The organism is Geomicrobium sp. JCM 19039 (assembly GCF_000698145.1).
Classification (GTDB): domain Bacteria; phylum Bacillota; class Bacilli; order Bacillales; family Marinococcaceae; genus Geomicrobium_A.
Genome location: NZ_BAXB01000008.1, coordinates 67,362 through 91,214, shown reverse-complemented (window position 1 = coordinate 91,214; position 23,853 = coordinate 67,362). Strand labels below are relative to the sequence as shown.

General features: G+C 43.6%; 20 protein-coding genes and 2 pseudogenes. 8 read left to right on the top strand and 14 right to left on the bottom strand.

Annotated elements, in window-relative coordinates; translation table 11 throughout:
* Window positions 1-2: 2 nt before the first annotated feature.
* The 7 genes from JCM19039_RS25405 to JCM19039_RS09840 form a co-directional block, all read right to left on the bottom strand.
* Window positions 3-692 (bottom strand): iron ABC transporter permease, encoded by a 690-nt coding sequence (locus JCM19039_RS25405; protein WP_238544994.1) that lies wholly within the window; start codon window positions 690-692, stop codon window positions 3-5.
* On the bottom strand, window positions 667-1,767 hold the full coding sequence (locus tag JCM19039_RS09860; RefSeq protein WP_042400413.1) for an ABC transporter ATP-binding protein: 1,101 nt from the start codon (window positions 1,765-1,767) through the stop codon (window positions 667-669). The genes JCM19039_RS25405 and JCM19039_RS09860 overlap by 26 nt, the downstream gene beginning before the upstream one ends.
* Before the next feature lie 65 nt (window positions 1,768-1,832).
* The gene (locus JCM19039_RS09855; RefSeq protein WP_042426603.1) at window positions 1,833-2,879 is read right to left on the bottom strand and encodes an ABC transporter substrate-binding protein; all 1,047 of its coding nucleotides are present in this window, start codon (window positions 2,877-2,879) and stop codon (window positions 1,833-1,835) included.
* A 144-nt stretch (window positions 2,880-3,023) separates the two neighbouring features.
* A complete protein-coding gene (locus tag JCM19039_RS09850; protein WP_042400417.1) occupies window positions 3,024-4,130 on the bottom strand; it encodes a response regulator in 1,107 nt (368 codons plus the stop codon).
* A gap of 152 nt (window positions 4,131-4,282) precedes the next feature.
* Complete coding sequence (locus JCM19039_RS21975; RefSeq protein ID WP_373975421.1) at window positions 4,283-4,522, bottom strand: sensor histidine kinase; 240 nt, start codon at window positions 4,520-4,522, stop codon at window positions 4,283-4,285.
* Window positions 4,516-5,943: a sensor histidine kinase gene (locus JCM19039_RS21970; RefSeq protein WP_052398683.1), complete on the bottom strand. Its 1,428-nt coding sequence runs from the start codon at window positions 5,941-5,943 to the stop codon at window positions 4,516-4,518. The genes JCM19039_RS21975 and JCM19039_RS21970 overlap by 7 nt, the downstream gene beginning before the upstream one ends.
* A gap of 133 nt (window positions 5,944-6,076) precedes the next feature.
* Window positions 6,077-6,979: a LysR family transcriptional regulator gene (locus JCM19039_RS09840; protein WP_042426600.1), complete on the bottom strand. Its 903-nt coding sequence runs from the start codon at window positions 6,977-6,979 to the stop codon at window positions 6,077-6,079.
* A gap of 148 nt (window positions 6,980-7,127) precedes the next feature.
* Here JCM19039_RS09840 and hpaE point away from each other — a divergent pair.
* From hpaE to JCM19039_RS09820, 4 genes and pseudogenes are all read left to right on the top strand, one after another.
* A pseudogene (hpaE, locus tag JCM19039_RS09835) lies at window positions 7,128-8,641 on the top strand (5-carboxymethyl-2-hydroxymuconate semialdehyde dehydrogenase).
* Between the two features lies 1 nt (window position 8,642).
* On the top strand, window positions 8,643-10,112 hold the full coding sequence (gene hpaB / locus JCM19039_RS09830) for a 4-hydroxyphenylacetate 3-monooxygenase, oxygenase component (protein ID WP_042426598.1): 1,470 nt from the start codon (window positions 8,643-8,645) through the stop codon (window positions 10,110-10,112).
* A 12-nt stretch (window positions 10,113-10,124) separates the two neighbouring features.
* Complete coding sequence (hpaD, locus tag JCM19039_RS09825; protein ID WP_042426594.1) at window positions 10,125-11,099, top strand: 3,4-dihydroxyphenylacetate 2,3-dioxygenase; 975 nt, start codon at window positions 10,125-10,127, stop codon at window positions 11,097-11,099.
* 12 nt (window positions 11,100-11,111) lie between these two features.
* Window positions 11,112-11,573, top strand: coding sequence for a flavin reductase family protein (locus JCM19039_RS09820; protein WP_042426592.1), 462 nt, complete (start codon window positions 11,112-11,114; stop codon window positions 11,571-11,573).
* Window positions 11,574-12,192: 619 nt separating this feature from the next.
* On the opposite strand, the gene JCM19039_RS09815 is transcribed toward JCM19039_RS09820, so the two are convergent.
* Entirely contained in the window at window positions 12,193-13,596 is a 1,404-nt protein-coding gene (locus JCM19039_RS09815) for a serine hydrolase (RefSeq protein WP_052398682.1), read from the bottom strand.
* A 152-nt stretch (window positions 13,597-13,748) separates the two neighbouring features.
* Window positions 13,749-14,159, bottom strand: coding sequence for a hypothetical protein (locus JCM19039_RS09810; RefSeq protein ID WP_042426589.1), 411 nt, complete (start codon window positions 14,157-14,159; stop codon window positions 13,749-13,751).
* A 262-nt stretch (window positions 14,160-14,421) separates the two neighbouring features.
* On the opposite strand from JCM19039_RS09810, the gene JCM19039_RS09805 reads away from it, so the two are divergent.
* Window positions 14,422-15,804, top strand: a complete 1,383-nt coding sequence (locus JCM19039_RS09805) for an APC family permease (RefSeq protein ID WP_042426586.1) — start codon at window positions 14,422-14,424, stop codon at window positions 15,802-15,804.
* Complete coding sequence (locus JCM19039_RS09800) at window positions 15,791-16,603, top strand: creatininase family protein (protein ID WP_042400448.1); 813 nt, start codon at window positions 15,791-15,793, stop codon at window positions 16,601-16,603. The genes JCM19039_RS09805 and JCM19039_RS09800 overlap by 14 nt, the downstream gene beginning before the upstream one ends.
* Before the next feature lie 137 nt (window positions 16,604-16,740).
* Here JCM19039_RS09800 and JCM19039_RS09795 read toward each other — a convergent pair.
* The 5 genes and pseudogenes from JCM19039_RS09795 to JCM19039_RS27910 all read right to left on the bottom strand — a co-directional run bounded on the left by JCM19039_RS09795 (window position 16,741) and on the right by JCM19039_RS27910 (window position 21,871).
* A pseudogene (locus tag JCM19039_RS09795) lies at window positions 16,741-17,435 on the bottom strand (response regulator transcription factor).
* A gap of 9 nt (window positions 17,436-17,444) precedes the next feature.
* On the bottom strand, window positions 17,445-18,884 hold the full coding sequence (locus JCM19039_RS09790; RefSeq protein WP_042426584.1) for a HAMP domain-containing sensor histidine kinase: 1,440 nt from the start codon (window positions 18,882-18,884) through the stop codon (window positions 17,445-17,447).
* Between the two features lie 93 nt (window positions 18,885-18,977).
* Complete coding sequence (locus JCM19039_RS26485; RefSeq protein ID WP_081834449.1) at window positions 18,978-19,310, bottom strand: MMPL family transporter; 333 nt, start codon at window positions 19,308-19,310, stop codon at window positions 18,978-18,980.
* The gene (locus JCM19039_RS09780) at window positions 19,235-21,142 is read right to left on the bottom strand and encodes an MMPL family transporter (RefSeq protein ID WP_042426578.1); all 1,908 of its coding nucleotides are present in this window, start codon (window positions 21,140-21,142) and stop codon (window positions 19,235-19,237) included. The genes JCM19039_RS26485 and JCM19039_RS09780 overlap by 76 nt, the downstream gene beginning before the upstream one ends.
* 564 nt (window positions 21,143-21,706) lie before the next feature.
* Window positions 21,707-21,871: an FAD-dependent oxidoreductase gene (locus JCM19039_RS27910; RefSeq protein ID WP_152550163.1), complete on the bottom strand. Its 165-nt coding sequence runs from the start codon at window positions 21,869-21,871 to the stop codon at window positions 21,707-21,709.
* Window positions 21,872-22,138: 267 nt separating this feature from the next.
* Between JCM19039_RS27910 and JCM19039_RS09775 the strand changes: the two genes are divergently transcribed.
* Together JCM19039_RS09775 and JCM19039_RS09770 are read left to right on the top strand one after the other, a co-directional pair.
* Window positions 22,139-22,375, top strand: a complete 237-nt coding sequence (locus JCM19039_RS09775; RefSeq protein WP_042426575.1) for a hypothetical protein — start codon at window positions 22,139-22,141, stop codon at window positions 22,373-22,375.
* Between the two features lie 553 nt (window positions 22,376-22,928).
* On the top strand, window positions 22,929-23,825 hold the full coding sequence (locus JCM19039_RS09770; RefSeq protein ID WP_042426572.1) for a hypothetical protein: 897 nt from the start codon (window positions 22,929-22,931) through the stop codon (window positions 23,823-23,825).
* The last annotated feature ends 28 nt before the right edge of the window (window positions 23,826-23,853 follow it).

The window sequence follows — 23,853 nt, the reverse complement described above, 5'->3', positions numbered from 1 at the left end:
CCCTAGTAGTCGAGGTGTACCAAAGTCGCGAATGCCGACATAAATACCATCATGGCTCCCATGGAAACAGTCGGAAAAATGAGGGGTAACGTAATCTTTCGAATACGATTTAAGCCAAAGAGACCTAGACCTTCAGATGCTTCTTCTAGTGAACGGTCCACCGTTTTTAATGCTCCAGAAACATATAGATAGATGTGGGGATAAAGCTGTAAAGAAAACACCCAAATCATTCCACCAAGGCCGTAAATTGTTGGTAGATCAATATTGAACCAGTCAGAGAAAATGTTTGTAATAAAGCCGTTATTTCCGAGCATGAGAATCCAAGAGTATGCGCCAATGAATGGCGGAGACATCAATGTCAACACGAGTAATATATTGATTAAATTTTTAAATGGCAAGTCATATCTTGTCATGATATAAGCAAGAGGTATACCTAAACAACAAGCAAATATCGTCGCAAAGAAGGCAACGAGCAAACTGTTCAACAACGCTTCGTAGTAATATCGATAAGAGAAAAATTCCTGATAGTTTGAAAAATCCAATCTACCATCTACAATAAAACTATTTATGAATATTGAAAAGAGGGGATAGACAAGGAATAAAAGGAAGAACGCAAACGCTGAAATGGTTACGATCGACCAAAAGTCAAACCGCAACCGAAAACGTTTACGCGGTTTCATAGCGGTTTCCATAAATATTCAATGCCTCCTCTCCACTTTCATTAAAGATGACAGCATCCGCTGGATTAAGATGAACTCGTACATTTTCATCAACACTGCGCAACTGTTGATAAGATACTGCATGTTCATGAACTTGTATTTCTTGGTCATTTTCTAAACGAATCTTATATTCAACCGTCTCCCCCAAAAACAATGCCCCGACGATTTTACCGTTAACAGTATTTGTTTGTGTGCTTTCTGTTGCGAGGCTAAGTTGCTCTGGTCGGACTGAATACACCACTTCACCTCGATACGACTCTGTCAGCTTCGCTGTCCCCAAATCGACGCCAGCAACGAGCAAGCGATCATTATCACCTACCTTGCCATCCAAAAAATTCGTAGAACCGATAAAGTTTGCTACGAATCGATTTACTGGTGATAAATAAATTTCATGCGGCTTCCCAATCTGTTGAATTTCACCTGCATTTAAAACAGCAATACGATCCGAGACAGCAAGTGCTTCTTCTTGATCATGGGTAACGTACACATTGGTTATGTTTAAAGAATTTTGTAACTCTTTAATGTCATATCGCATCTTAAGCCTAAGTTTGGCATCTAAGTTTGACAACGGCTCATCCATTAAGAGAAGCCCTGGATGAATCACTACCGCTCGAGCCAATGCGACGCGTTGCTGTTGCCCCCCACTTAATTGTGAAGGTTGTCGATCTTTCAGATGGCTTAGTTCAACCATCTCAAGTGCGTCGGTAACCCGCTTTTGAATCTCCTGTTTTTTAATTTTTCGTGCTTTTAACCCGTAGGCTACATTTTCAAACACTGTCATATGTGGAAATATCGCATAATTTTGAAATACCATGCCGATGTTACGTTTATATGCGGGCACATCATCCATGAGCTGATCCCCAAAATAAAGATGTCCTTCTTCGTGTTGGTGAAAACCTGCAAGTACACGAAGAAGGGTCGTTTTCCCACATCCACTTGGACCGAGAAGCGTAAAGAACTCGCCTTCTTTAATGTCAATGTTTGCATTATTCACAGCTCGATAATCGTCAAAAATCTTACTAATTCCTTGTATTTTAATGGAATTCATTCAACTCTCTCCTCTATATCCGTACTATGTACGGAGAGGATCACGAAAAAACGTGACCCTCTTGTTTATCTTTCAATGATGATTCGTCTAATACGCTCCATAATCTCATCTTGATTTTCTGCTGACCAACTTAAATCATAATCGACCATTGGAATCTCTTCTGATGGTGCCAACCCTTCTGGCGGATCAACATCGTCGCGAACTGTTCGGCGGTTAAACTCTCTCGTTGCCATTTCCTGCACTTCTTCACCTGCTAGAAAATCTAGAAATGCTTCGGCATTTGCTTGATTATTCGCACCTTCAATGATGGCCATGCCATCTGGAACAGCAGACGTCCCTTCAGATGGGTAAGAAATTCCTACCGGAGCATCTCCTACGATATAGCGATACGCTGCTTCTTCCAGCGTTACTCCAATCGGAAACTCTCCATCAGAAACGCCTTGATAAACCATTGATGAACCCGAAAGTGTATTCCCATCAAGCTGTTCAATAAAGTCCTCAACATAATTCCACCCGTCGTTACCGTCATCCTCAAAAGCAAACAACATCGTTACAACTTGCGTGTAGGAAGACCCTGAACTAGACGGATCGGCATATGCAATTTGCCCTTCCCACTTTGGATCGAGTAAATCTTCCCAACTCGTTGGGACATCGGCTTCATCTACCATGCTTTCGTTGTACATAATGACCATAGGAAGTGCTGAAAAACCTGTCCAACTGTCCGTTGGGCTTTTAAATTCTTCAGGAATATGTTCATCTTCACTAGTTACATACGGCGTGAAGTATTCACTATACGCCTCGAGAGATTCAGCTCCGCCTCCCCAGAATACGTCGCCTAACGGATTACCTGACTCTGCTTCAACACGGTTTAATAATTCACCCGTTCCTGCTGTAATTAAATCTACTGAGATTCCAGTTTGATCTTGAAATTCATTAACAATTGGATTGATAATTTCTGTTTGATGTGGAGAGTAAACGGTTAACGAACTTGTCTCTTCTTGTGCACCGCCATCACTGTTACCCTCTTCACTATCACTTGAATCTTCCCCACCACACGCTACAAGTATTGCTGAAAAACTAGCAATCATAAAAAATTGTCCCGCCTTTTTCATAACCCTGCCCCCTATAACATTTGTTCTTCCTATCATAGATTGGGTTGTAAGCGCAAACAATGCTGTTTATTTTCACATATGTAAGATTTTTTTCAAAAAAATTACCATGATCAAATGATCATGGTTGCTGACTTTCAGGTCGTTTTATTTTTGGTGAGTTATCCTGTAATTTGAAGGGGTTGTTCCCATTTGCTTCTTAAACAGCTGGCTAAAATATCGAGGGTCTGAGTACCCGCTCTGATAGGCAATCTCCGAAGGGCGAAGGGTCGTTTCCTTTAACAATTTAGTCGCTTTATTCATTCGCTTTTCTGTAATGTAATCAACGTAGTTACGCCCTGTATATTGCTTGAAGACACGACTTAAATAACTGCTGCTTAACACATATTTATCTGCGAGCTCATTTAATGTTATCGAATGTGTATAGTGATTGTCGATATCATTAAGAATACGGTCCATGTCGACATGCTGGAACATTGAAAAATAAAAGATGCCCCTGCCATTCAAGTGTTGTTGTTCGTGAATGATCTTTGCCTGTTGGTAAGCCGTCGGCAGCTCGCGAACGTCATGTATCGGTTTACTGACACTCAGTGTTTGGATTTTAGATTCCTTTTTCAATAGCTCCCAGAGCATCTCACATTGTTCTTCAAAAAGCGGTTCGTTACATCCTTCAACAATAAAAACCGCTTGATGATTACTTGTCCAAATACACCCTTTAACACCTTCTTTGTTAATGTCTTCCTGACTATTTGCAATAGCGATTGCATAGGGTGCCTCATAAGTAAATACTGCCGTTAATTCTTCACGAGTCACTTCCTGTGGATTCCGGATGTACCGGGAGAGAACTAATTGAGCATATCGGGACTTTTCTTTTTTTTGGTCGGATCGTTGTTTTGCCACTTTTGAAAGGACACGAGTCAACTCAGTTGGATCTGTCGGTTTTAACAAGAGGTCCCGTGCACCTAACTTAAGGGCATTTTGAGCATAAGTAAACTCCCCAAATCCCGTAAGCAACACACATTCAACGTCATGATAACGTTCCTTCACCTCTTTAATTAGCTCGATTCCATCCATGCCGGGCATACGTATGTCAGTGAGCAGGATATCAACAGGCACTCGCTTCATGATCTCCAACGCTTCTTGTCCATGGGCTGCAGTCGCAGCAACTTCAATCCCTATCTCTGTCCAATCAATCGTCGTAGCCAAACCCATTCTCATCATATCCTCGTCGTCTACAATCATCAGTTTAATCATACTTCACCGCCTAACCCTTCATGAGTGATCATGATTTCCATCATCCATACGATTGTGAATTGGTATGGTTATTTTTACCTCAGTGCCTATTGATGGAGAAGAAGTAATATGAAAGCTTCCTTTCTCACCATAATAAATCCCAATTCGTCTTCTTACATTCTGAAGTCCAATTCCTGTTCCTCCTCCTCGATACTTTTTCCTCTCTTTTCCAGAAAGCACGTCGCTAAAACCTGCTCATTCATACCGACTCCATTGTCAGCAATTACAATTTGAATTGAGTTGGTCTCTTTCATTACATGGAGCTGGAGCCTTCCATGACCGAGCTTTCTTTCTAGCCCGTGACTAATCGCATTTTCAACAATTGGTTGGATAACAAGTGTAGGCACTAGCACTGCCAAGCTGATTGATCCACATCAATCTCCACTTCAAATTTATCTTTATAACGGACTTTCTGAATCGTTAAATAGTGATTAAGTTGTGTTAACTCATCTTCCAGTGGAACGAGGTTATCTCCTCTAGAAATGGTGTAACGCATCATCCCTCCTAGAGATACAACAACATCACTAATTTGTTTCACACCATTCATACGAGCCATCCAATTTACTGTCTCCAATGTGTTATATAAGAAATGTGGATTAATCTGTGCTTGCAGCGCCTTAAGTTCTGACTCCTTCAAAAGCATCTCCTTTTCATAATCTTCTCTAATAAGATGATTTACTTTATGAGCCATCTGATTGAAATCATTTCCAAGTCTCCCAATATCATCATTGTAATTTCTAGTAAATCTTACGGTATGATCTCCGTTTGCGAAACGTCTTAAAAGCTCCATGAGTTCATAAAGCGGACGAGTCAATGTTTTTGATAGAAAATATGCAGCCCAGCTGAAGATAATCAACGCAACTACAGCTATAACAACGGTTAATGTTAAGAACTCATCTGCTAGTTTGCGTACTTCAACATCAGGCACCATGCTAACAAAAGAAAAATCATGTTTCTCATTTTCATTGTGAACGATAACATACGACTCTTCTTCAGTTACATACTGTACAAAGCCACCTTCCATGTCCTTGTGGTTAAACGAATCGAGTGAAAATTTTTCACCTTTTACTTTGTTAGTTGGCTGCGAAGAAACGATATAATCTTGACCATCTAAGAGGTACATGTGCCCATCTTCATGTGTCGTGTCTGCATAAAGGTCCAACATCGTTTGATTCATAACATCAATAACGAGATAACCGAGTACTTCTCCAGAAGTTATGTCTTTAAGTAATCGTCCTCCTGTAAGAGCAATATCATCACCTTGGGGGTGATTAATACTTTGATGCGTATTCCACACAAGATGACCTTCCGCTTCATTCGCTTTTCGAAAGATTCCCCACCCTTCCATATATTGATCATACTGACGAGGCAAATAGTCACCTGTAAAATACCGATCCCCATTTAATCCGATAATGTACAGATTTAAGGTCCAATTCATGGAAGACGTCATCGTATCAAAAAGGTCATTGACTGCAAGATAATCTTCATATTTTTTTGTATGAGATCTCGTTTCTGGCTCTGCAAGTACACGTTGAACCATGTCATTCCGGTATAGATAGAGCGACATTTGGTCCATATCACTAAAGAAGAAGGAAAGCTGTTTATTTACTTGAGTGAGCTTATCTTCTTCAGCTCTACTCAATTGCTCCTCCATAACTTGAATTGAATTCTGATAAGTAAATGTTGCTAATAGAGTGATAGGTATAATGGATGTTAAAATAACGAGAATGAGAAGTTTATTCTGTAAACTCATATTAAGTAAAAAGCGAAACATACCCTCCCCCTAACTAGAGCATTATCTTCTATACTTCTTACTTAACCATATGAAACATAATTATAAAACTAGTTATTTAAAATTTTATCTTCAACTTAAATCATTCAAAACAACGGAATGTGCAATCTCCATTTCACCCCCCATAGATCCCCCTCATCCGCTCAAGCATCCGCCGCGTCGGTCCACTCAAATACCGCTCCCGTTGCCAAACGATTGCCGCTTCTGCTTTTACGTTCATATTAGCGATCGGGAACACCTGTAACCCTTCAGTTGGAAAGGCTTGTAACGTTGATTCTGGTACAATTGCAGCGCCTATGCCTGCAGAAGCAAGGGATAAGAGCATGGCAGCATCAGGACATTCACAAGCGATGTTCGGTTGAACGCCAGCGCGGTGGAATGCTCCGATGACCCGTTCGTATTGCCCTCGCCCGCTCGTTCGATGGAGCAACAATAAAGGGATGCCCGAGAGATGTTGCATCTGTACTTCAACCCCTTCTATGGACCGCGCATGAGTCGTAGGCACCGCGAGCACATAACGCTCTGCTGGGAGTGTGATTGCATCGTATTGTACTGTGAAGTCTTCTATATTCAACGGAAAGCGTACGAATGCAACTTCTATATCTCGTTCCGCCATTGCTTGCATGAGTGTATACGTATCCCCTTCACGTAGCTGGATTTTGACGTTTGGCGTATTGGCGCGGATGTGGCGCATCGGTTCGAGCAAATAGTAGAAACAAGATTTGTTAACACCGATGGATAGCGTCCCCATTTCACCCGAGTCCATCGCTTTGATTTCGTGCACCGTATCTTCAATCGTGCCAAGTATAATCTTTGCTTTTTCATAAAGGGCCGCTCCAGCAGCGGTCAGTTGAAGGCTTCGTTTTCCACGATCGAACAATTGCACATTCAACTCTTCTTCAAGCAATTTCAGCTGTTGGCTAAGCGGTGGTTGAGCCATTTGCAGTTTCCGAGCGGCTCTTGTAATTTGTCCTTCATCAGCAATCGTCTTAAAATACCGAAGCCTCTTCGTATCCACCCGGTCACGCCTTTCATATGTTTTTCATATCCAAAGACTATGAAATCAATATTTTATGTATGTTATCGTCTATGATATATTGAAAGCGCTTTCAAAACAACCGCTATTTTTATGGAGGAGGGTGAACGTGCGTATTGATTTGGAACATGTGAGTGAAGCTGGCCGAAACGTTATTCAAAATATTGGATCTGTTAACCATTACATTAACGGTGCTTTTACTCCTTCTACGAGTAAAGACACGTTTGTAAACACAAACCCTTATACGAATGAAACGATCAACCATGTGGCTCAAGGGAATGAGCAGGATGTAAACCTCGCTGTTAAAGCGGCTCAAACCGCTTTCCACGGTGAGTGGGGACAAATGAAGCTAAGCAAACGCCTGCAATTTCTGAACCGCATTGCGGACTTAATTGATGAACATATTGATGAGATTGCCCCACTCGAATCTTTCGACACAGGGCTACCACTCAAACAAACGAAAAAGATGGTCGCACGGGCAGCGCAGAACTTCCGGTTTTATGCAGAAATGGTGTCAACACGGCTCGTTGGCGACGTCTACAATGTTGATGATGAATTTTTAAACTATACGATCCACAAGCCGGTTGGCGTTGCTGGGCTCATTACACCGTGGAACGCACCGTTTATGTTAGAAACGTGGAAGATTGCACCGGCACTTGCCACCGGGAATACCGTCGTCTTAAAGCCGGCGGAATGGTCGCCACTTACCGCAAACCGGCTCGCAGAAATCATTGATAAGGCAGGACTTCCGAACGGTGTTTTTAATGTTGTACATGGGATCGGTGAAGTGACAGGTGCCGCACTCGTTGCCCACCGAGATGTACCGCTCATTTCTTTTACAGGTGAAACGAAAACAGGTGTCGAAATTCAGCGCAATGGCGCCGAACATATGAAACAGTTTTCCATGGAACTCGGCGGAAAATCACCGATCATCATTTTTGATGATGCTGACTTGGAGCGGGCGCTCGATGCGTGCACGTGGGGATCTTCTCGTTCAACGGCGAGCGTTGTACAGCAAACTCGCGCCTTTATGTGCATGAGTCAATTGCATCAGAATTTATTGAACGTCTAAAAGCGCGGGTCGACAACATTCGTGTCGGCGATCCTCTTGATGAAGCGACGGAAATCGGCCCGCTCATTCACCGTAACCATTACGATCACGTGAAAAGCCATATTCATCAAGCGAAAGAAGACGGGGTCACGGTGTATCAAGGCAACGTACCTGCTGAATACGATTTGGGCTGCTTTATCCCCCCTACCTTGCTTTTGAATACCGATCAAACGATGCGAGCCGTCCAAGAAGAGATTTTTGGACCGGTGCTAACAGTGATGACGTTTACCGATGAAGCTGACGTGATTGAGCGGGCAAATGACGTGCGGTACGGACTCGCAGGCTACGTGTGGACGAACGATATGAAACGGGGCCATCGCGTCGCTGCCGCCGTAAACGCGGGTATGCTTTGGGTGAATGCCCAAAATGTACGCGACCTTCGCACCCCGTTTGGTGGGTCGAAGCAAAGCGGCATTGGTCGTGAAGGCGGGCATTACGCATTTGAGTTTTATACCGAAGTGCAAATTATTCATGTCGCATTAAACGATCATCCAATTCCACAATTCGGGAAAACGAACCGGGAGGTGCACTAACATGCCCGCAAAAACAGGGATGCAATATAAACAACGGTTAAAAAACGCCAAAAACAATGTATTTATCCACGGCGAACGCGTCGATGATCCGACGAGCCACCGAGCGACGAAAAACGTCGTCAACTCGATGGCGAAACTTTATGATTTGCAATACGAAAAGCCAGATCGAATGCTGTACACGTCCCCGACGTCTGGCAAACCGGTCGGTATGAGCTTTCTGCGACCAGAATCTGTGAATGACATCATCAAGCGCAGAACAGCGATTCAAGAATGGGCAAAGTTATCCGGCGGCATGATGGGTCGCTCACCAGACTACTTGAACGCTGAAGTGATGGCAATGGGCGTTGCCAATGACCTGTTCGCTGAAGACGATCCGATGTATGCGGAAAACGCCCGCAACTACTATGAATATGCACGAGAAAGCGACATGAGCTTAACGCATACGCTCATCCACCCTCAAGTGAACCGTGCAAAAGCGCAACACGAGCAAAAAGACGCCAACATGGCGCTACACCTCGTCGAAAAGAAGTCCGATGGCATTATCGTTGACGGTGTGCGCCTGCTTGCCACCCAAGGCGGTGTGACTGATGAAATTCTCGTGTTCCCTTCAACCGTCAAACCTGCCGGCGAACAGGATGACCCGTATTCACTTGCATTTGTGACCCCGAACAACACGGAGGGACTTTCCTTTGTGATGCGCGAGTCGTTCGACTATGGCAAATCGACGTACGATCACCCCCTCGGCAGCCGCTATGAAGAAGGAGATGCAATCGTTCACTTTGACAACGTCTTTATCCCGTGGGAGCGCGTATTTGTGTGCGGCAACTCTTCCATTTGCAATCGAACGTTTCGGGATACGAATGCGGTCGTCCACATGTCGCACCAGGTGGTCGCTAAAAACGTGATCAAAACTGAATTTTTACTCGGAACGGTGTTGCAAATTATGGATGCGATCGGAATTGACGGATTCCAACATGTGAAGGACAAGGGAACAGAGGTGATGTTGACGTTGGAGTCGATGAAGTCCCACTTGTACCGCGCCGAGCACGGGGCGAAGAAAGATCGATGGGGAACGATGACTCCTGATTTTGATTCGTTAAATGCTGCGCGCAACTGGTACCCTCGTGTGTACCCGCGCATGGTGGAAATTCTGCGGATTCTCGGAGCCTCTGGGCTGATGGGTATTCCTACAGAAGCGGATTTTGAGCACAGTGACCTCGGTCCGATCGTGAACCGGGCGATGCAGTCGAAGAACTTGGAAGGATACGAGCGGGTACAGCTGTTCCGTTTAGCTTGGGATATGACGCTCAGCGCCTTTGGCAGCCGGCAAATGCACTATGAATACTACTTCTTTGGGGACCCTGTGAAGATGGGAATGAGCTATTTTGATGCCTTCGATAAAGAGCCGTACAAAGCGTATGTGAATGATTTTCTGAAACAGACGACAGCTGTGAAGCCGAACTTATCGTAGAGGAGGGCTAGTATGGACATTATTCGCGCCGGTCGAGCCGTTCTTCATGTGAGCGATCTTGATCAATCTCTCGCATTTTATGAAGCACTGGGATTTGTCGTCACAGAACGCGTCGATGAGCAGTTGTTTTTGCGAGGGTTGGAGGAGCACAATCACCATAGCCTTTGTTTGAAAAAGGCGTCTGAAGCGGTTGTTGAAACCATCAGTTATAAAGTAATGCATAACGAAGATTTGGAACGGCTTGCAACGCTTTTCCAAGAGATGAATTTGCCGGTTCGCTGGTTGGATGATGGCGAGCAGCATGCCATTGGCCGCTGCCTGCGTGTATCCGATCCGAGTGGGTTAACGGTTGAGTTTTACCGGGATATGCCCCAAGCTGAGCGGTTGTTGCAACGGTTCGAGCTCCATCGCGGGGCAAAAGTACAACGAATTGATCACTTTAATTGCATGGTCGACGACGTAGAAGCTGCCCATCAGTTTTACACCGAGCAGCTCGGGTTTCGTTGCTCAGAATATACGGCGACCGAAGAAGAAAAGATTTGGGCAAGTTGGTTGCACCGGAAGCCGAGTGTGCATGACGTCGCCTTTATGAACAGTGCGGGCCCGCGCCTGCACCACGTCGGTTTTTGGCTCAAAGATCCGATGAGCCTCATTGATGCATGTGACGTTCTTGCCGCCATGAATTACGGTCCGAACATCGAACGAGGGCCTGGCAGACACGGGTTATCAAACGCCTTCTTCCTCTATTTGCGTGACCCGGACGGTCATCGTATTGAGCTGTATAACGGCGATTATTTAACGAGTGACCCAGACTTTAAGCCAGTGCGGTGGGACTTGAACGACCCGAAACGAGCCACATTTTGGGGCCATGAAGCCCCGGACAGCTGGTTCGAAGAAGCCTCATCTTTTTTAGATGTTCATGGTACATCCATTGTGCCGACACGAGAACCGAAACTCGAAAAGAAGAAACCAACCTTTATCATTTAGGAGGAGATTGCCGTGGATGATCAGCTGTTCAGAACGGCCATGAGCAAATTCGCAACCGGAGTCACCGTCATTGTCGCCGAGCAAGACGGCAAGCCCCACGGCATGACCGCCAATGCCTTCATGAGTGTGTCGCTCGACCCTAAACTCATTCTAATCTCTGTTGACGAGCGGGCCCGAATGCTACCAATCATTGAAGCGTCACAGAAGTTCACCGTCAACGTGTTGCGACAAGAACAAAAGCAGATGAGCATGCGCTTTGCCAGGCAGATCCCATCAGAGGAGCCATTTACGTTTGATCGCTTTGAAGGCGAACCCGTCATCCAGCAAAGCCTCGTCTCCTTAGTATGTACCGTGCACAACACCTATGTTGAAGGCGACCACACGCTGTTCATTGGGAACGTCACGAACCTGCGTATCGAAGATGGTAACCCGCTCGCCTTTTACGAAGGGGGATACCGAACAGTTCAAGCATAGGAGTGCTTACTAAGCTGGTGTGAGAATGTTGAGGATGTGCACGTGGGTGTAGATTCTGTTCGCTATCATGTCGAATGGGTGCACTTCGCTTTCAAACACGCGCACTCTTCTATCAAATCACACAGTGTTAATGCCGCGTCCACATACATCGTATTTACTACGTTCCCTTCGTTTCTTCTTAACCCTTCCCTAGTTCAAGTACCTACGACATGTCGGCATGAGTCATGCCGAGAGCGGTTCAGTTTCGTTTCGGCACCGAAGGTGCCGAGAGGTAACTAGCCTTTCAATTTGATGCCGCTTGATACCCGATCAAGTAGAGACATCTGGTGGGCGCCTAGATAAACTGCCTCGAACGATAGAGCGAGCAGGGAAAACTGATGTCGTCCTTATCCACTGCAGTATAAAGAAAACATGGTAGGTGTACTTTTGCCCCCAATGTTGCACTTTTGCTCTGGAGTTCAAACATCCTCCTGTAGTGTAACTCAATAAACCACAATGGTTCTAAATGTTCGCTTATGGTGTACTCAATTCAAGTTATGCAGTTCACTCATTTCATAAATTTTTCCTAACTTTCGCTTTTCCATAGCTCTATGTGTTTTATGCCCACGAAATGCTCTTCCTAACAGATATGCTTCCTTAAATACACCAACGATTTGAACGCATGGAGAACAAAGATCGTAATTAGAACATAGACAAACACAGCTACATCCGGCGCAAAAAGAGCAAACGTCCTCCATGGCAAACCGACGAATTGTATGATGACCGGAATACTTGTTATGCTAACTAAGAGACAAATGATAGAAATGATTATCGTTGTTTTTCTTCCAACAAACCTCTTCTTAATTAGAATAAAATGAGTGATACTCATGCCCGCAAATAACAATACTCCACCGACGATGCTCCAAAAAAGGAGGTTGCCTTGTGGTACAATTTCTCCCGGCTCGTTTCCTTCCATAATTAACGATACTCCGTCCATGAACTGTGTGATTTGACTGTCTTCTAGAGAGTGATATTTGTTTGTAAGAAGCACAGCTGCATCTCCTTTGTCCGGCACGAAGTACATTTGAGATCTAAAATCCGGCACAGCACCGCCATGATATGGTACCTGGTCTTGTTCAGAGAAGTGCCAGCCAAAGTGATATGTTTTGCCTGCCTCCGGAGGAGTTATCATCCGCTGAAGGTTTTCATCTGTGAGCAGGTCGCCGCCTTCTAAAAGAAAGTACAAAAATGAAGCCAAATCTTCTGCAGTTGATGTGATATATCCATATGGCGCCCCCGCATGATCATAAAAACCATCGCTTGCTACGGGGAAACCTCCCCATGATTGAAACCCGGGCATGTACCCGTCTTCCACGGCCGACTCATAAGCAGCTGAAGTATTTTCCATCCGTAACGGTTGAAATAAATGTTGCGTCATAAAATCGGAGAATGATTCACCAGAAACTTCCTCAATGATGAAACCAAGGAGCAAATAGTTCGCAGAATGATAGTCATAGTGTTCTCCAGGTTCTTGGTCTAATGTTACGCCGCTTAAATCTACAACTGCCTCACGAATTGCTCCTTGTTCAGACCGTTGTTGATCGGTCACCGTATAACTATCATAGGAAGAGATACCACTGGTATGGTCCAGAAGATGTTTAACTTTTATTAATTGCCCACTTTTGGTCTCATACTGAAATGTCGGGATGTACGTATTAATAGATTCATCCAAATCAATCTCTTCATTTTCCACTAGCATCATCACAGCCAATGCAGTTAAGGATTTGCTTAGTGAACCGATGACAAAAGGCGTTTCCGCATGTATTGCTTCCCCGTTAGTACCTTCCCCATATTGATGATGATAAACGAACTCCCCGTCTTGAATGATGGCCAAAGAAGCGCCGGGAATTTTGTACTCTTCCATTGACCTCTCCATATAGTGAGTCATCACTTCAGGATGATCTTGCAATTTAAATGCCTTGCCCTCTAGAGGTTGAATAAAAGTAAAAAGTAAAATAACGAAAAATGCATATCGTATTTTCATCTCATGAATGACTCCCTCAGTTTATTTCAAATGGGTACTGTTTAATGAACAGTACCGATTATAATATAATACTTAATCGTCTTTTATGGAAGCAAAAGTTCTGTTCCAAGCTATGAAAATGGGCTCAAGGTCTTTTACACCTTGAGCCTTAATTATTGACACGTGAACGATGTGATTTGATTCGTATCTACTCCGAAGAACACCCACGAACGCCCCGTCCATCTGAACCCAGCAACCGACCGTCTGCCGATAAAAATTGGATAGTACCAGAAGTTTTGACCGTTCCGCAGCCATAAATAGGTGAAGCGAAACTGGCAAAACGAGATGGCACCAGAATCAATCGCAAATGGCGTGGCTTGTGCTTGTGTGGGAACAAAAGAAGGCGGTGGTTCACTCGGAGGCTGCCCACCACCACCGGGTGGTGGACCTGGTTGCCATCCTCCTGGTGGGCCTCCTCCACCGGGAGGCGGGCCTGGTTGCCATCCTCCACCTGGTGGACCTCCCCCTCCGGGCAGTCCTGGGAGCGGAAATGGAATCGGTATGATTCGTTGTTGATTGTACATATTACCACCTCACTCATTTTATTCAATTATTGTATGGGCGGGGGTTTGTTTTTGTGCTTGCGAGCTAGATTATCATCCTTTAGTATTTCTATATATTTAAGAGTGATTTCATGAAATAGCAAAAACTCAGCGTATATGTTCTGGTATAATCTCAATTAACTCACTATTCACTCTACATAAAGTATGAAAATTTGCTATTTTCGATTGCTTTACTGATTGATAATTCAGTATACTAGTAAACAAAAATAGTGGGGTGGAGTTATTGGCTGCAAGTGCGTCACAACCAAAATTAGCACGCAGTTTAGGATTTGTGGATTTATGGAGCATCGGGATTGGGGCGCTGATCGGCGGGGGGATCTTCACAGTCATTGGTCCGGCAGTGGCAGAGGCGGGACCGGCACTGTTTGTCGCGTTCCTAGTAGCCGGAGGAATTGCGCTTCTTTCGAGTATGAGCTATGCGGAGTTGGCTTCCATTTGGCCGTATGAGGGGGCTTCGTATGCGTACGCAAAATATGCATTACGTCCGATTTCTAAGGATTTGTCGCAACTCACCGCGCTCATGTGCGCTGGATTATACTTTTTATCTTTCGCTTTCGCTGCTGGTGCGGTTAACTTAAGTTTTGCTGGGTATTTTACTTATCTCTTCCCTAATATATCACCGATCGTCGTGGCACCGATTGTTTCCATTCTAATTACGATTTTGCTTCTAATTGGAATGAAAGTGGCGGGGAAGATTAATACGTTTTTCTCACTCGTACAAGTGGTTGCCTTGTTTGCCATTGCCATTATTGCCATTGCACATATGCCGTTCGGACCTTTCACATATCCTGAATTCATGCCGAATGGCTGGTCAGGTATCTTTGCGGCAGCGGCACTCATTGCGTTTGGCCAGATGCAAGTGGAAGCCGTGTTAACGCTCGGGGAGGAAGCTAAAAATCCGCGAAGGAACTTGCCGCTTGCCCAAATCTCAGCGCTAGTAACGGTTGTAATTCTTTATACGATTACCGGCTACGGAGCGGTGGCGGTGGCAGACCCCGCTGATTTAGCAGCGTCTAGTGCACCGCTATCGTTTGCCATTGAGAATGTTCTCCCGATTGGCGGAACGATTCTCATTACAATTGCAGCATTAACGGCTACCGGCACATCGACGATCGGCTGTATTCTTGGCTCTTCGCGGATGTTGTTCGCTGCTGCAAGAGAGAATGCTGTGCCAAAAGTTTTTGGGCGCGTGAATCAAAAAACGCAACTTCCGGCAAACGCGATCTTGTTTACAGGAATTCTTGCGTTACTCACGACACTATTAAGTGTATTCGGCTTTTCAGCAGCGATTGGGATTGCCGTAGGTGCGGCGGTATTTGCGAATTGGCTCATGATGGCACTCATTAACGTGCTCGTTATCGTTGTTCGCATTCGACAGCCCGAGCTCCAGCGACAATTCCGTTTTCCACTCAACATTAAGAACATACCCGTGCTAGCCATTGTCGCTACGGTGGGCGCAATCGGCATTTTGTTTTATGTTGACACCATCCCACTATTAATCGGCATTTCTTGGGTTGTACTCATTGTATTGTGGTACTACTTGTATTCAAAAAAGAGATGGCAATTCCATGATTCCGAGGAGGAAGAAAAACATGAGCACATCTAAATGGCTTCAAGATCAAAAATGGAAAGACGTCGAGAACTATTTAACGGAGCGACAAGACATCATTATTCCTGTCGGGAGTGTGGAGCAACATGCACATCACCTTCCGATGGGCACTGATTCATACGTTTCAATTGCGGTTGCAGAGAGTGTCGCTGAAAAAACAGGCACACTCATTGCCCCACCTGTCTGGGTCGGGTGGGCACCGCATCATATGGCATTTCCGGGAACGATTACACTGCGCCCGGAAACACTTACTGCGCTGTTAACCGATATCGCCAATAGCCTAATCTATCATGGCTTTAAACGGATCCATATTATTAACGGTCACCGTGAGGCAAATTTACCACCGATTAAAACGGCAGCCACGAAAGTGAGAAATCATACAGGGGCATACATTTCAGTCATTGACCCCTTTTATATTGCGAAAGAAATTGCCGTAGAAATCCGTCAATCGGAGCCAGGCGGTGTGGGCCATGCTGCTGAAATGGAAACGTCGCACATGTACTATTTACATCCTGAGCTGTGCGACCCAGAAGCGGCATCAAAAAACATTCATCAATCTCACCGTTACCTGAATCACGATCCATTCGTGGAGACGGATAAAGTGTTTGTGCCGAGTGACATTCATACGTACCGGGAAACGGCGAAAGGGATTGGTGTCGTTGGCGACCCTACTGTTTCTACGAAAGAAAACGGCAAGGTCTATCATGACCGGCTTGTTGCAAGCGTATCGGAGTTCATCGACTATTGTCATGGCGAGGTTGACGTCTCGATTCGAAATCGAGAGTTGCCTCTATAAGTGAAAAAAGCGTGCTTACGATGGCACGCTTTTTTATTTGATCAAGAACTTACATAAAGCTGTGTTAAAAAAGGGAAGATGTTACGTTAATTGCAACTTCCTCCCAGTGATCCACGAATTGAAGACGGGAATGGCCTTTATTTATCATTATTAAACCGATACCCAACCCCCCATATGGTTTCAATTTTTGTGAAAGGTTGATCATTTACCATTAATTTATCTCTTAACTTCTTAATGTGGACGGTTACTGTCGAAACGTCACCAAAAGCTTCAGACCCCCATATGCGTTCGTACAAATGATCTTTTGAGATACTTGCCCGGGGTGATGCATGAAAAGTAATAAAAGTGCGTATTCTTTGGCTCGCAGCTCAACACTAACGTCATCTACATACACACGTCTTGCTTGACAATTAACGACTAAACGTCCGAATTGATAAATTTCTGACGGAACAGCTTGATGATTTGTCAGTCGTTCATAGCGGTTAATATGTGCGTTCACACGTGCAATAAGGTGATTGGGGTTAAAGGGTTTCAGAAGATAATCATCTGCACCTAGCCCAAGTCCTTTAATTACATCGATATCTTCCTTTTTAGCGGTCACCATGAGAATGGGTGTATCTTTTGTTTCTCGTATCCGTTCACAAATGGTAAAACCATCCATATCTGGTAGCATTACATCTAGAATAATTAGGTTGAATGTACTTGAAAGAGCAAGCGAGAGACCTTCAGAGCCTGAATGTACCACAGTTACTTTGTATTGATGAAATTCCAAATAGTCTCTCTCAAGATTTGCAATGCTTTTGTCATCTTCAATTACGAGTATTTCTTTCACAGCTTCCCCTCACTTCACAGATGGAATGCAAAACTTCACTCTAGTACCTTCACCTTTCCTACTATTCATGGTTATCTTTCCATTATGGGCATTAACAATTTGCCGAACAATTGCTAAACCAATACCACTTCCACCTGTCTGCTGATCTCTCGAAGAGTCTGCTCGGTACAACCGATCAAATGCTTTTGATACTTCGTTCTCTGTCATCCCCCGTCCATTATCTTCAATATCAATCTGTACCTCATTCTCAATTTTCTTAATGTGAATGTGGATTGTCTGATCCGTTTTGTCCATATATTTTATACTGTTATTCAGGAGGTTTTCAAACACTCTAAAAAGTTGCATGCGATCCGCCCATATCTGCACATCTCCATGCGAACATTCATTTAACAACGTCCATGTTATCTCTTCATACTCCAACTTAAAGCCTTCAAAAATATCTTGGATGTAGTGATTCACATACACCTTCTCAAACTGAAACGGAACTTGTTCTAACTCTAGCTGGGAATAGAGAGACAACTCATCTATAAGGTGATTGAGGTGTTTAGATTTGTTATAGATTACTCGCGCATAATCTTCTTGCCGATCTTTCGTTACCATGACGCCGTCTAACATTCCTTGAGCGTGACCCATTATAGACGTTATAGGCGTTTTCAAATCGTGTGACAGGTTGCTTAATAATTCTTTGCGATTTTGTTCATACTTCATTTGCTCATGCATCGATCGTTTTAGAGAATGTCTCATTTTTTCAAAGGACGTACCGAGCTGACCAATTTCATCTTGACGATGTAATGTTATAGGGTGATTATAATTTCCACTTTCAATGTTCTTTGCAGAATGAGCTAGCGTTTTTAAAGGTACGCTAAAGTGTCGTGACATAAAGATTGTCAAGCTAATGCTAATTAGAAGAAACAATCCAATGCTACCCATAATAATTGTCGGCAAAATCGATTTGAATAAGTTTTGTACTGGGGTGATGTTTAGTGCTAACGTAATTGAGAGATGCTCTTCCTCTGAAGCCAGAAAAACCCAGGCTTGCCCTTCCCCTTCGTAGTAGCCATTAGAGAGATTCTCTGATTGTAACGGCTCATGCAACAAATGACTTTGAAGATCGTGATTCATGATCGTAGAGGCATGAAAACCGTCATTACTCTTAATAAAAATTCCCATTTGACGTTGGGCAAGCCGCTCTTGAGCATGATCCATATAACGAAGTACTTGTTGTTCATCAAGCTCCTTCATGACTTGCAATCCTTCAGCAATAACGACAATATCTTGAAAAATGAATTCTTCGACTGCCTCATTATTGTTAAAGTTGTAAAATGATTTTACTTCTTCCAGCTGGTCAAAGAAAATATGAAAGACCAAATGCAGGAAGCCTACAAAAAGCATTATCGGCAGAATGGTAATGATTAGATAAGAGAGTATTAATTTCATTCGAATTGACACTGTTTTATTCCTCTTCTCAATGAGATAATCACCGTCGTTTAAAAGGGAACCACCAATTCCATTTGCCTAGCCAAGTCATTGTCGCTGGAACGATTAATAATCGAATGAGTGTTGCATCAATGAGAATGCTACCGCCATCCCTAACCCGAGCTGTTGCATAGGCAGTACCCCGGCAAAAGCAAAAGATCCAAAGACAGCAATCATGATTACGGCTGCGCCACTTATTATTGGCGCCGATTTCATAATGCCTATCTCAACACTGTCTCGATTTGACTTTCCTGAGTGGTAAGCTTCTTGGACACGACTTAACAAAAACACCTCGTAATCAGTACTCAGACTAAACAATAAACCTAACAATAAGATCGGAACAAAATTTTGAATATAACTAAAATCTTCAATTCCGAACAAATTTGAACCCAACCCCATTGAAAAACCATCACTAAAATTCCGTAGGTGGCTCCTAGTGATAACAGATTCATAGCAATGGCCTTGATCGGAATGACAAGACTTTGAAACGTTATCGTTAGGATAATAAACAAGAAGGCTAATGTTAAGCACAAAACCGGAACTAAACGATCATTAAGCGATGCACTAGTATCCATGCCCTCTGCCGTTTCTCCCCCTACATATACATTCCACTCGCTCGACTGACTGACAAATTCCTCTCGAATACCATCGACAATTTCTCTCGTTTCTTTACTAGAAGCTGAATATTTCGATATCACATCGAAGACGACAACGGTTTGATCTGCTGAAAGATAACGATCCAGCATCAACTGCTGATCCGATGTGAGCAATTCAGATGTCTCTTCCAGTGTCTGAATGAGCACTTCATTGTCATCCACGCTAAACAACGAAAATATGGATTGAACACTTTCCACATGCTCAACGTTCGACAGCCACTGTTCTGTCTGTTTAATATATTCCAGGTTTTCTGAGCTTCTCACCGTTTCTTTAGGGACTTCCATAACGACATGAATGGGGGAAGTGTACCCTTCACCAAAGCTATGATCTATGTTGACAATCCCTTTTCGAACATGCGAGTCTTCAGGAAGTAACTGTGCATCAGGCGTCGCCACTTTAAGATCTAAAGCGGGGATCGACAGCACAAGCAAAATAATCGTCGCGGAGATGAGATAAACAGCTGGGCGTTTCATTACTTGTCTTACGATAGAAAATGATTTTCTCTTCGTTCGCTTTGAAGGAAAAATAGCTAAGGCAAATACCCTTTTACCTAACAACGACAGTAACGCGGGTAATAACGTTAATCCAACGAGAAGAAGCAATGTAACAACAACAATAATTCCAATGGCAATGGACCGGACTGCCGCAATTTCTACAAACAATAAAGCCGCCATTGTCCCGATGATTGTTAATCCTGAATATACAATTGAGCTTCCCGAATCTCTCATCGTTTGATTAATGGCTTTATGGAGGTTTTCCCCTGATGTTTCAAGCTCTTCTTGAAATCTCTTCAAAAAGATGAGTGTAAAATCAATTCCTACCCCAATACCTAGCATAAGAGCTGCATCAAGAACAAAAACAGACATCTCCATGTTCAACGATATGAACGTAAGCACTGTTAACGTTCCAACAATTGAGATCGAAGATAAAAACAATGGTATCATGGCTGAAACGGCAGACCGGAACACCACAATTAAGATCATCAAGATGATTGGTAATGCATACAAATGTGCATTCTCTAACCCTTCTTGACTAAGTTCGTTCATCTCACCCCAGAATGCTGGAGTACCAACTAATGCCACGTCAAATCCTTCTTCATCAATGATTGCAGTAAGACGTTCTTGAATATGTGGCACGTACTTTTGAGCAAAACCTTCGTCAATATTTAACTCTACAAAACCGATACTTGTATGACCATTCTCCGAAACAAACGACTCCCGAACGCCTTCTTCAAGATGATTCCAAGTATACACCTGCTCGACAATCGATTCCTCTAATAAAGCCGTAGTCGTCTGCTCCAACACTTGGCGATACGTATCATCTTCTACCACCCAATCGTCATGGTGAATGGAAATCGTTAACGATGATGCATCTCTCGTCTCAAACGATTGGGTCACATAATGATAGGCTTCTTCTGAATCAGATCCTGGCACGGACCACCCACCACCCGTAAGTCGATCTTGCAATTCACTTGAATAAAAAATTCCGAAAATTAATGTAGCGATCCAGAAACCTATGATCACCCAATTCCACTTCATCATAACGTTTGATACATATTCCAATAGATTCTTCATTGCCGTACCCCCTCTACATGAAAGGATAGCGATGAAAAATTGTATTTCTCTAAACAATTTCTTAACTAATTCTTAAATTAGATAAGTTGAACTAAAGAACTTCTTCAAGAACCAGTGATAAGCTTCGTAAAGTGGAACCTGTGCTCGAGTTGGGACCGAACGGTTCTCAAATTGTGGAAAATCGCAGGAAAAGCGGTATATTCACATAAACTAGGGAACAGAATGAGCGAACTCGGGAACAGATGACAAGGTCACGTGTACACCCCCGCCCCGAAGTACCCATAAGCTGTCGGTGCGAGCCGCGCCGAACCGGGGCCGACAGCTTATGGGCATTGAATCTGCGCTCCAGTTGGAACAAACTGCGCGCATGTTTAGCGGAATGAGCGCCAAAATCGTAAAACTAGACAAACTTGCGCGCAAAATGGCACCCAGCTCACGCTACCCCTCCAACCCAACAGCGCAAATCAGGAAAAACTAAAGTTCAACTTATATAGACTAAAGGGATCAACCGTTACTACGAAAAAAGAAGAAAACGGATCGATGGGGCAATCCGTTTTCTTCTCATTAATTGATAACCGCCCCGCCCTCCCTGAGCTTTTCCTGCAGCATCTGTATTGATATGTCACTCGGGGATTGATTTTCTTCAAGGGCCATCGATGCCGCAACTCCTGCTGCCTGGCCGGTAGCCATGGCACTTGGTGTGAGGCTACCATGTAGTAGGTGAAACACTCAACGCGGAAAGCTCGTTACTTTCGTGATCTGCAGGGTCACCAACAACATTAGCATCTGAGTGTGTCTGTTCGACTGCTTTCTTCCTGAATATCTAATAAACTCAACTTTAGTCATGGTATAATATGCTTACGACATTGTTACTAAAGAGGAGAAAACAGGGATGCAAGAACATGTGAATACTGAACAACAAGAGGATCCAGGGTCGCAAGAAGAAAAGAAATACCTGAATGGGATGGGAAGGTAAAGGGTTTTTATTTTGCGGCAATGGCGTTTATTCTTGTCGGGATCTATAAGCGTTTCGTGTATGTAAGTCCTGACGAATCAGACGTTCCTATGAATGCGTATGTTGGTGGGGATGCGTATAATTACATCATTAACGGCACGCACACCATTGCTTACTTTGTGCTCGCTCTCTTGTGCGCACTCGTTGCGAGTACGATATTAATTTCTAATCATTTGTATGCCTTGAAGGCTGCGATACAGGAAGGGAAAAATGGATAAACGTGCAAGTCTATCAATGAACGTGACTAATGTATGATTATTCTGAGGTATCATTGATAATGTTAACAGGATTTAGATTTCCCAAAAAACACAAATTAATAATGTTATACTTTTCCATAGTAGAACAGAAAACTCAGGGGTGGTGTTCACCTACCAACAGTCGTGACATGCGAATGACGTGTCAATTGGCAGGTTGGGGGTGATACTATTTATATCTTCTTATGAGGCAATCATGGTTTGTCTCGGTGTTGCAACATTAGTGTATCTTTTAACAAAAGATGCTAATGCAAACAACAAAAAGAAGTAACCACTCCGAGTCCAAGAGGGTGGTTACTTCACTTCGAGTGAACATCATCCTTGAAAAAATGTTCTACACATGCCCAGTTCAGTGTATCCGCACTGACTGGGTATTCCTTATTCTAAACACAGCGTATCATTTTTATGCACTATAATCAATATATTGGAATCCATACACGATTGTGCAATGTTCTCACGAAGACAAGTTACATACCAAAATCATCTAAGCAAAACGAAAAGAGAGAGGGGTGATCTATTGAAGAAACAGTTGACGATCAACACTGTCGATTTTATTGAAACGGAAGACCTCACACATTTTTTGTCGTTATGTTTTAAAAATGACCCCACTTCGAAGATATTTTTCTTGCGCGGCTTCGAAAGCCGCCATCGCTTGTGTGCATTCGACGCCACTTATGATGAGAAACGGATTGGTTTAACAACTGCTTGGAAGAATCCATTCCATCCGCATACTACTTATGTTTCTACAGCTATAGACCCTCGGTTTCGTCATTACGATGTGGAGGGTAAACTTCTAAAGCGAGTGGAATCTTATGCAACCGTTGAACATCCGTTGCAGACGTCGTTTTGGGAAGCAAACGATTATCTTAAGTCTTTCCACCGCAGCGTAGGATTTAAAGAGATACGTAAAACTTACGAACCTACACTTGAGGTACAGTCTTTTCAATATTTTGTTACTCAAACGGATCAGATCATGACTTTCAAACAAATTTCAACTGACCAGTTATTAAGGCGAAACGTTGTGCAGCTCGTTCAGTCAACATACGAACAAACACACCAAGCCAATCCTCCAGCAACTTTCGATGTAAATAAGTGGGACCACATCGTCTGCAATACAAATACGTTATTAGAAGGAAGTTTCCTATTAACACAAGGTGATGAGGTATTCGCCTTTGCAATGCTCCACAAAACAGAAAAAAGCAAGACGCTCGAACTCGGATGGCGTGGAAGTCAAACGTTGGAGGGTATTTCATCTGTTCTCTTGCTCACAGAACAGCAAATCGGATACGCAAAGAAACATGGATTTCGTTACCTTGAAGCTGAAGTTGATACGACGGATCCTTATTTTACCTCTGTGTTAGAAGCTTATCCGTTTTCTTCCGAGCCGGCCTGGGTGACGTATCAAAAGCGTTAAACCAGAATTAGTAGACCCATGCCCTTAT

Bases quoted from the DNA above. Each gene is read 5' to 3' on its own strand.
- JCM19039_RS25405 (WP_238544994.1), bottom strand. From the start codon at position 692: ATGGAAACCGCTATGAAACCGCGTAAACGTTTTCGGTTGCGGTTTGAC.
- JCM19039_RS09860 (WP_042400413.1), bottom strand. From the start codon at position 1,767: ATGAATTCCATTAAAATACAAGGAATTAGTAAGATTTTTGACGATTAT.
- JCM19039_RS09855 (WP_042426603.1), bottom strand. From the start codon at position 2,879: ATGAAAAAGGCGGGACAATTTTTTATGATTGCTAGTTTTTCAGCAATA.
- JCM19039_RS09850 (WP_042400417.1), bottom strand. From the start codon at position 4,130: ATGATTAAACTGATGATTGTAGACGACGAGGATATGATGAGAATGGGT.
- JCM19039_RS21970 (WP_052398683.1), bottom strand. From the start codon at position 5,943: ATGTTTCGCTTTTTACTTAATATGAGTTTACAGAATAAACTTCTCATT.
- hpaB (WP_042426598.1), top strand. From the start codon at position 8,643: ATGCCCGCAAAAACAGGGATGCAATATAAACAACGGTTAAAAAACGCC.
- hpaD (WP_042426594.1), top strand. From the start codon at position 10,125: ATGGACATTATTCGCGCCGGTCGAGCCGTTCTTCATGTGAGCGATCTT.
- JCM19039_RS09815 (WP_052398682.1), bottom strand. From the start codon at position 13,596: ATGAAAATACGATATGCATTTTTCGTTATTTTACTTTTTACTTTTATT.
- JCM19039_RS09810 (WP_042426589.1), bottom strand. From the start codon at position 14,159: ATGTACAATCAACAACGAATCATACCGATTCCATTTCCGCTCCCAGGA.
- JCM19039_RS09800 (WP_042400448.1), top strand. From the start codon at position 15,791: ATGAGCACATCTAAATGGCTTCAAGATCAAAAATGGAAAGACGTCGAG.
- JCM19039_RS26485 (WP_081834449.1), bottom strand. From the start codon at position 19,310: ATGGGGTTGGGTTCAAATTTGTTCGGAATTGAAGATTTTAGTTATATT.
- JCM19039_RS09780 (WP_042426578.1), bottom strand. From the start codon at position 21,142: ATGAAGAATCTATTGGAATATGTATCAAACGTTATGATGAAGTGGAAT.
- JCM19039_RS09775 (WP_042426575.1), top strand. From the start codon at position 22,139: ATGGCGTTTATTCTTGTCGGGATCTATAAGCGTTTCGTGTATGTAAGT.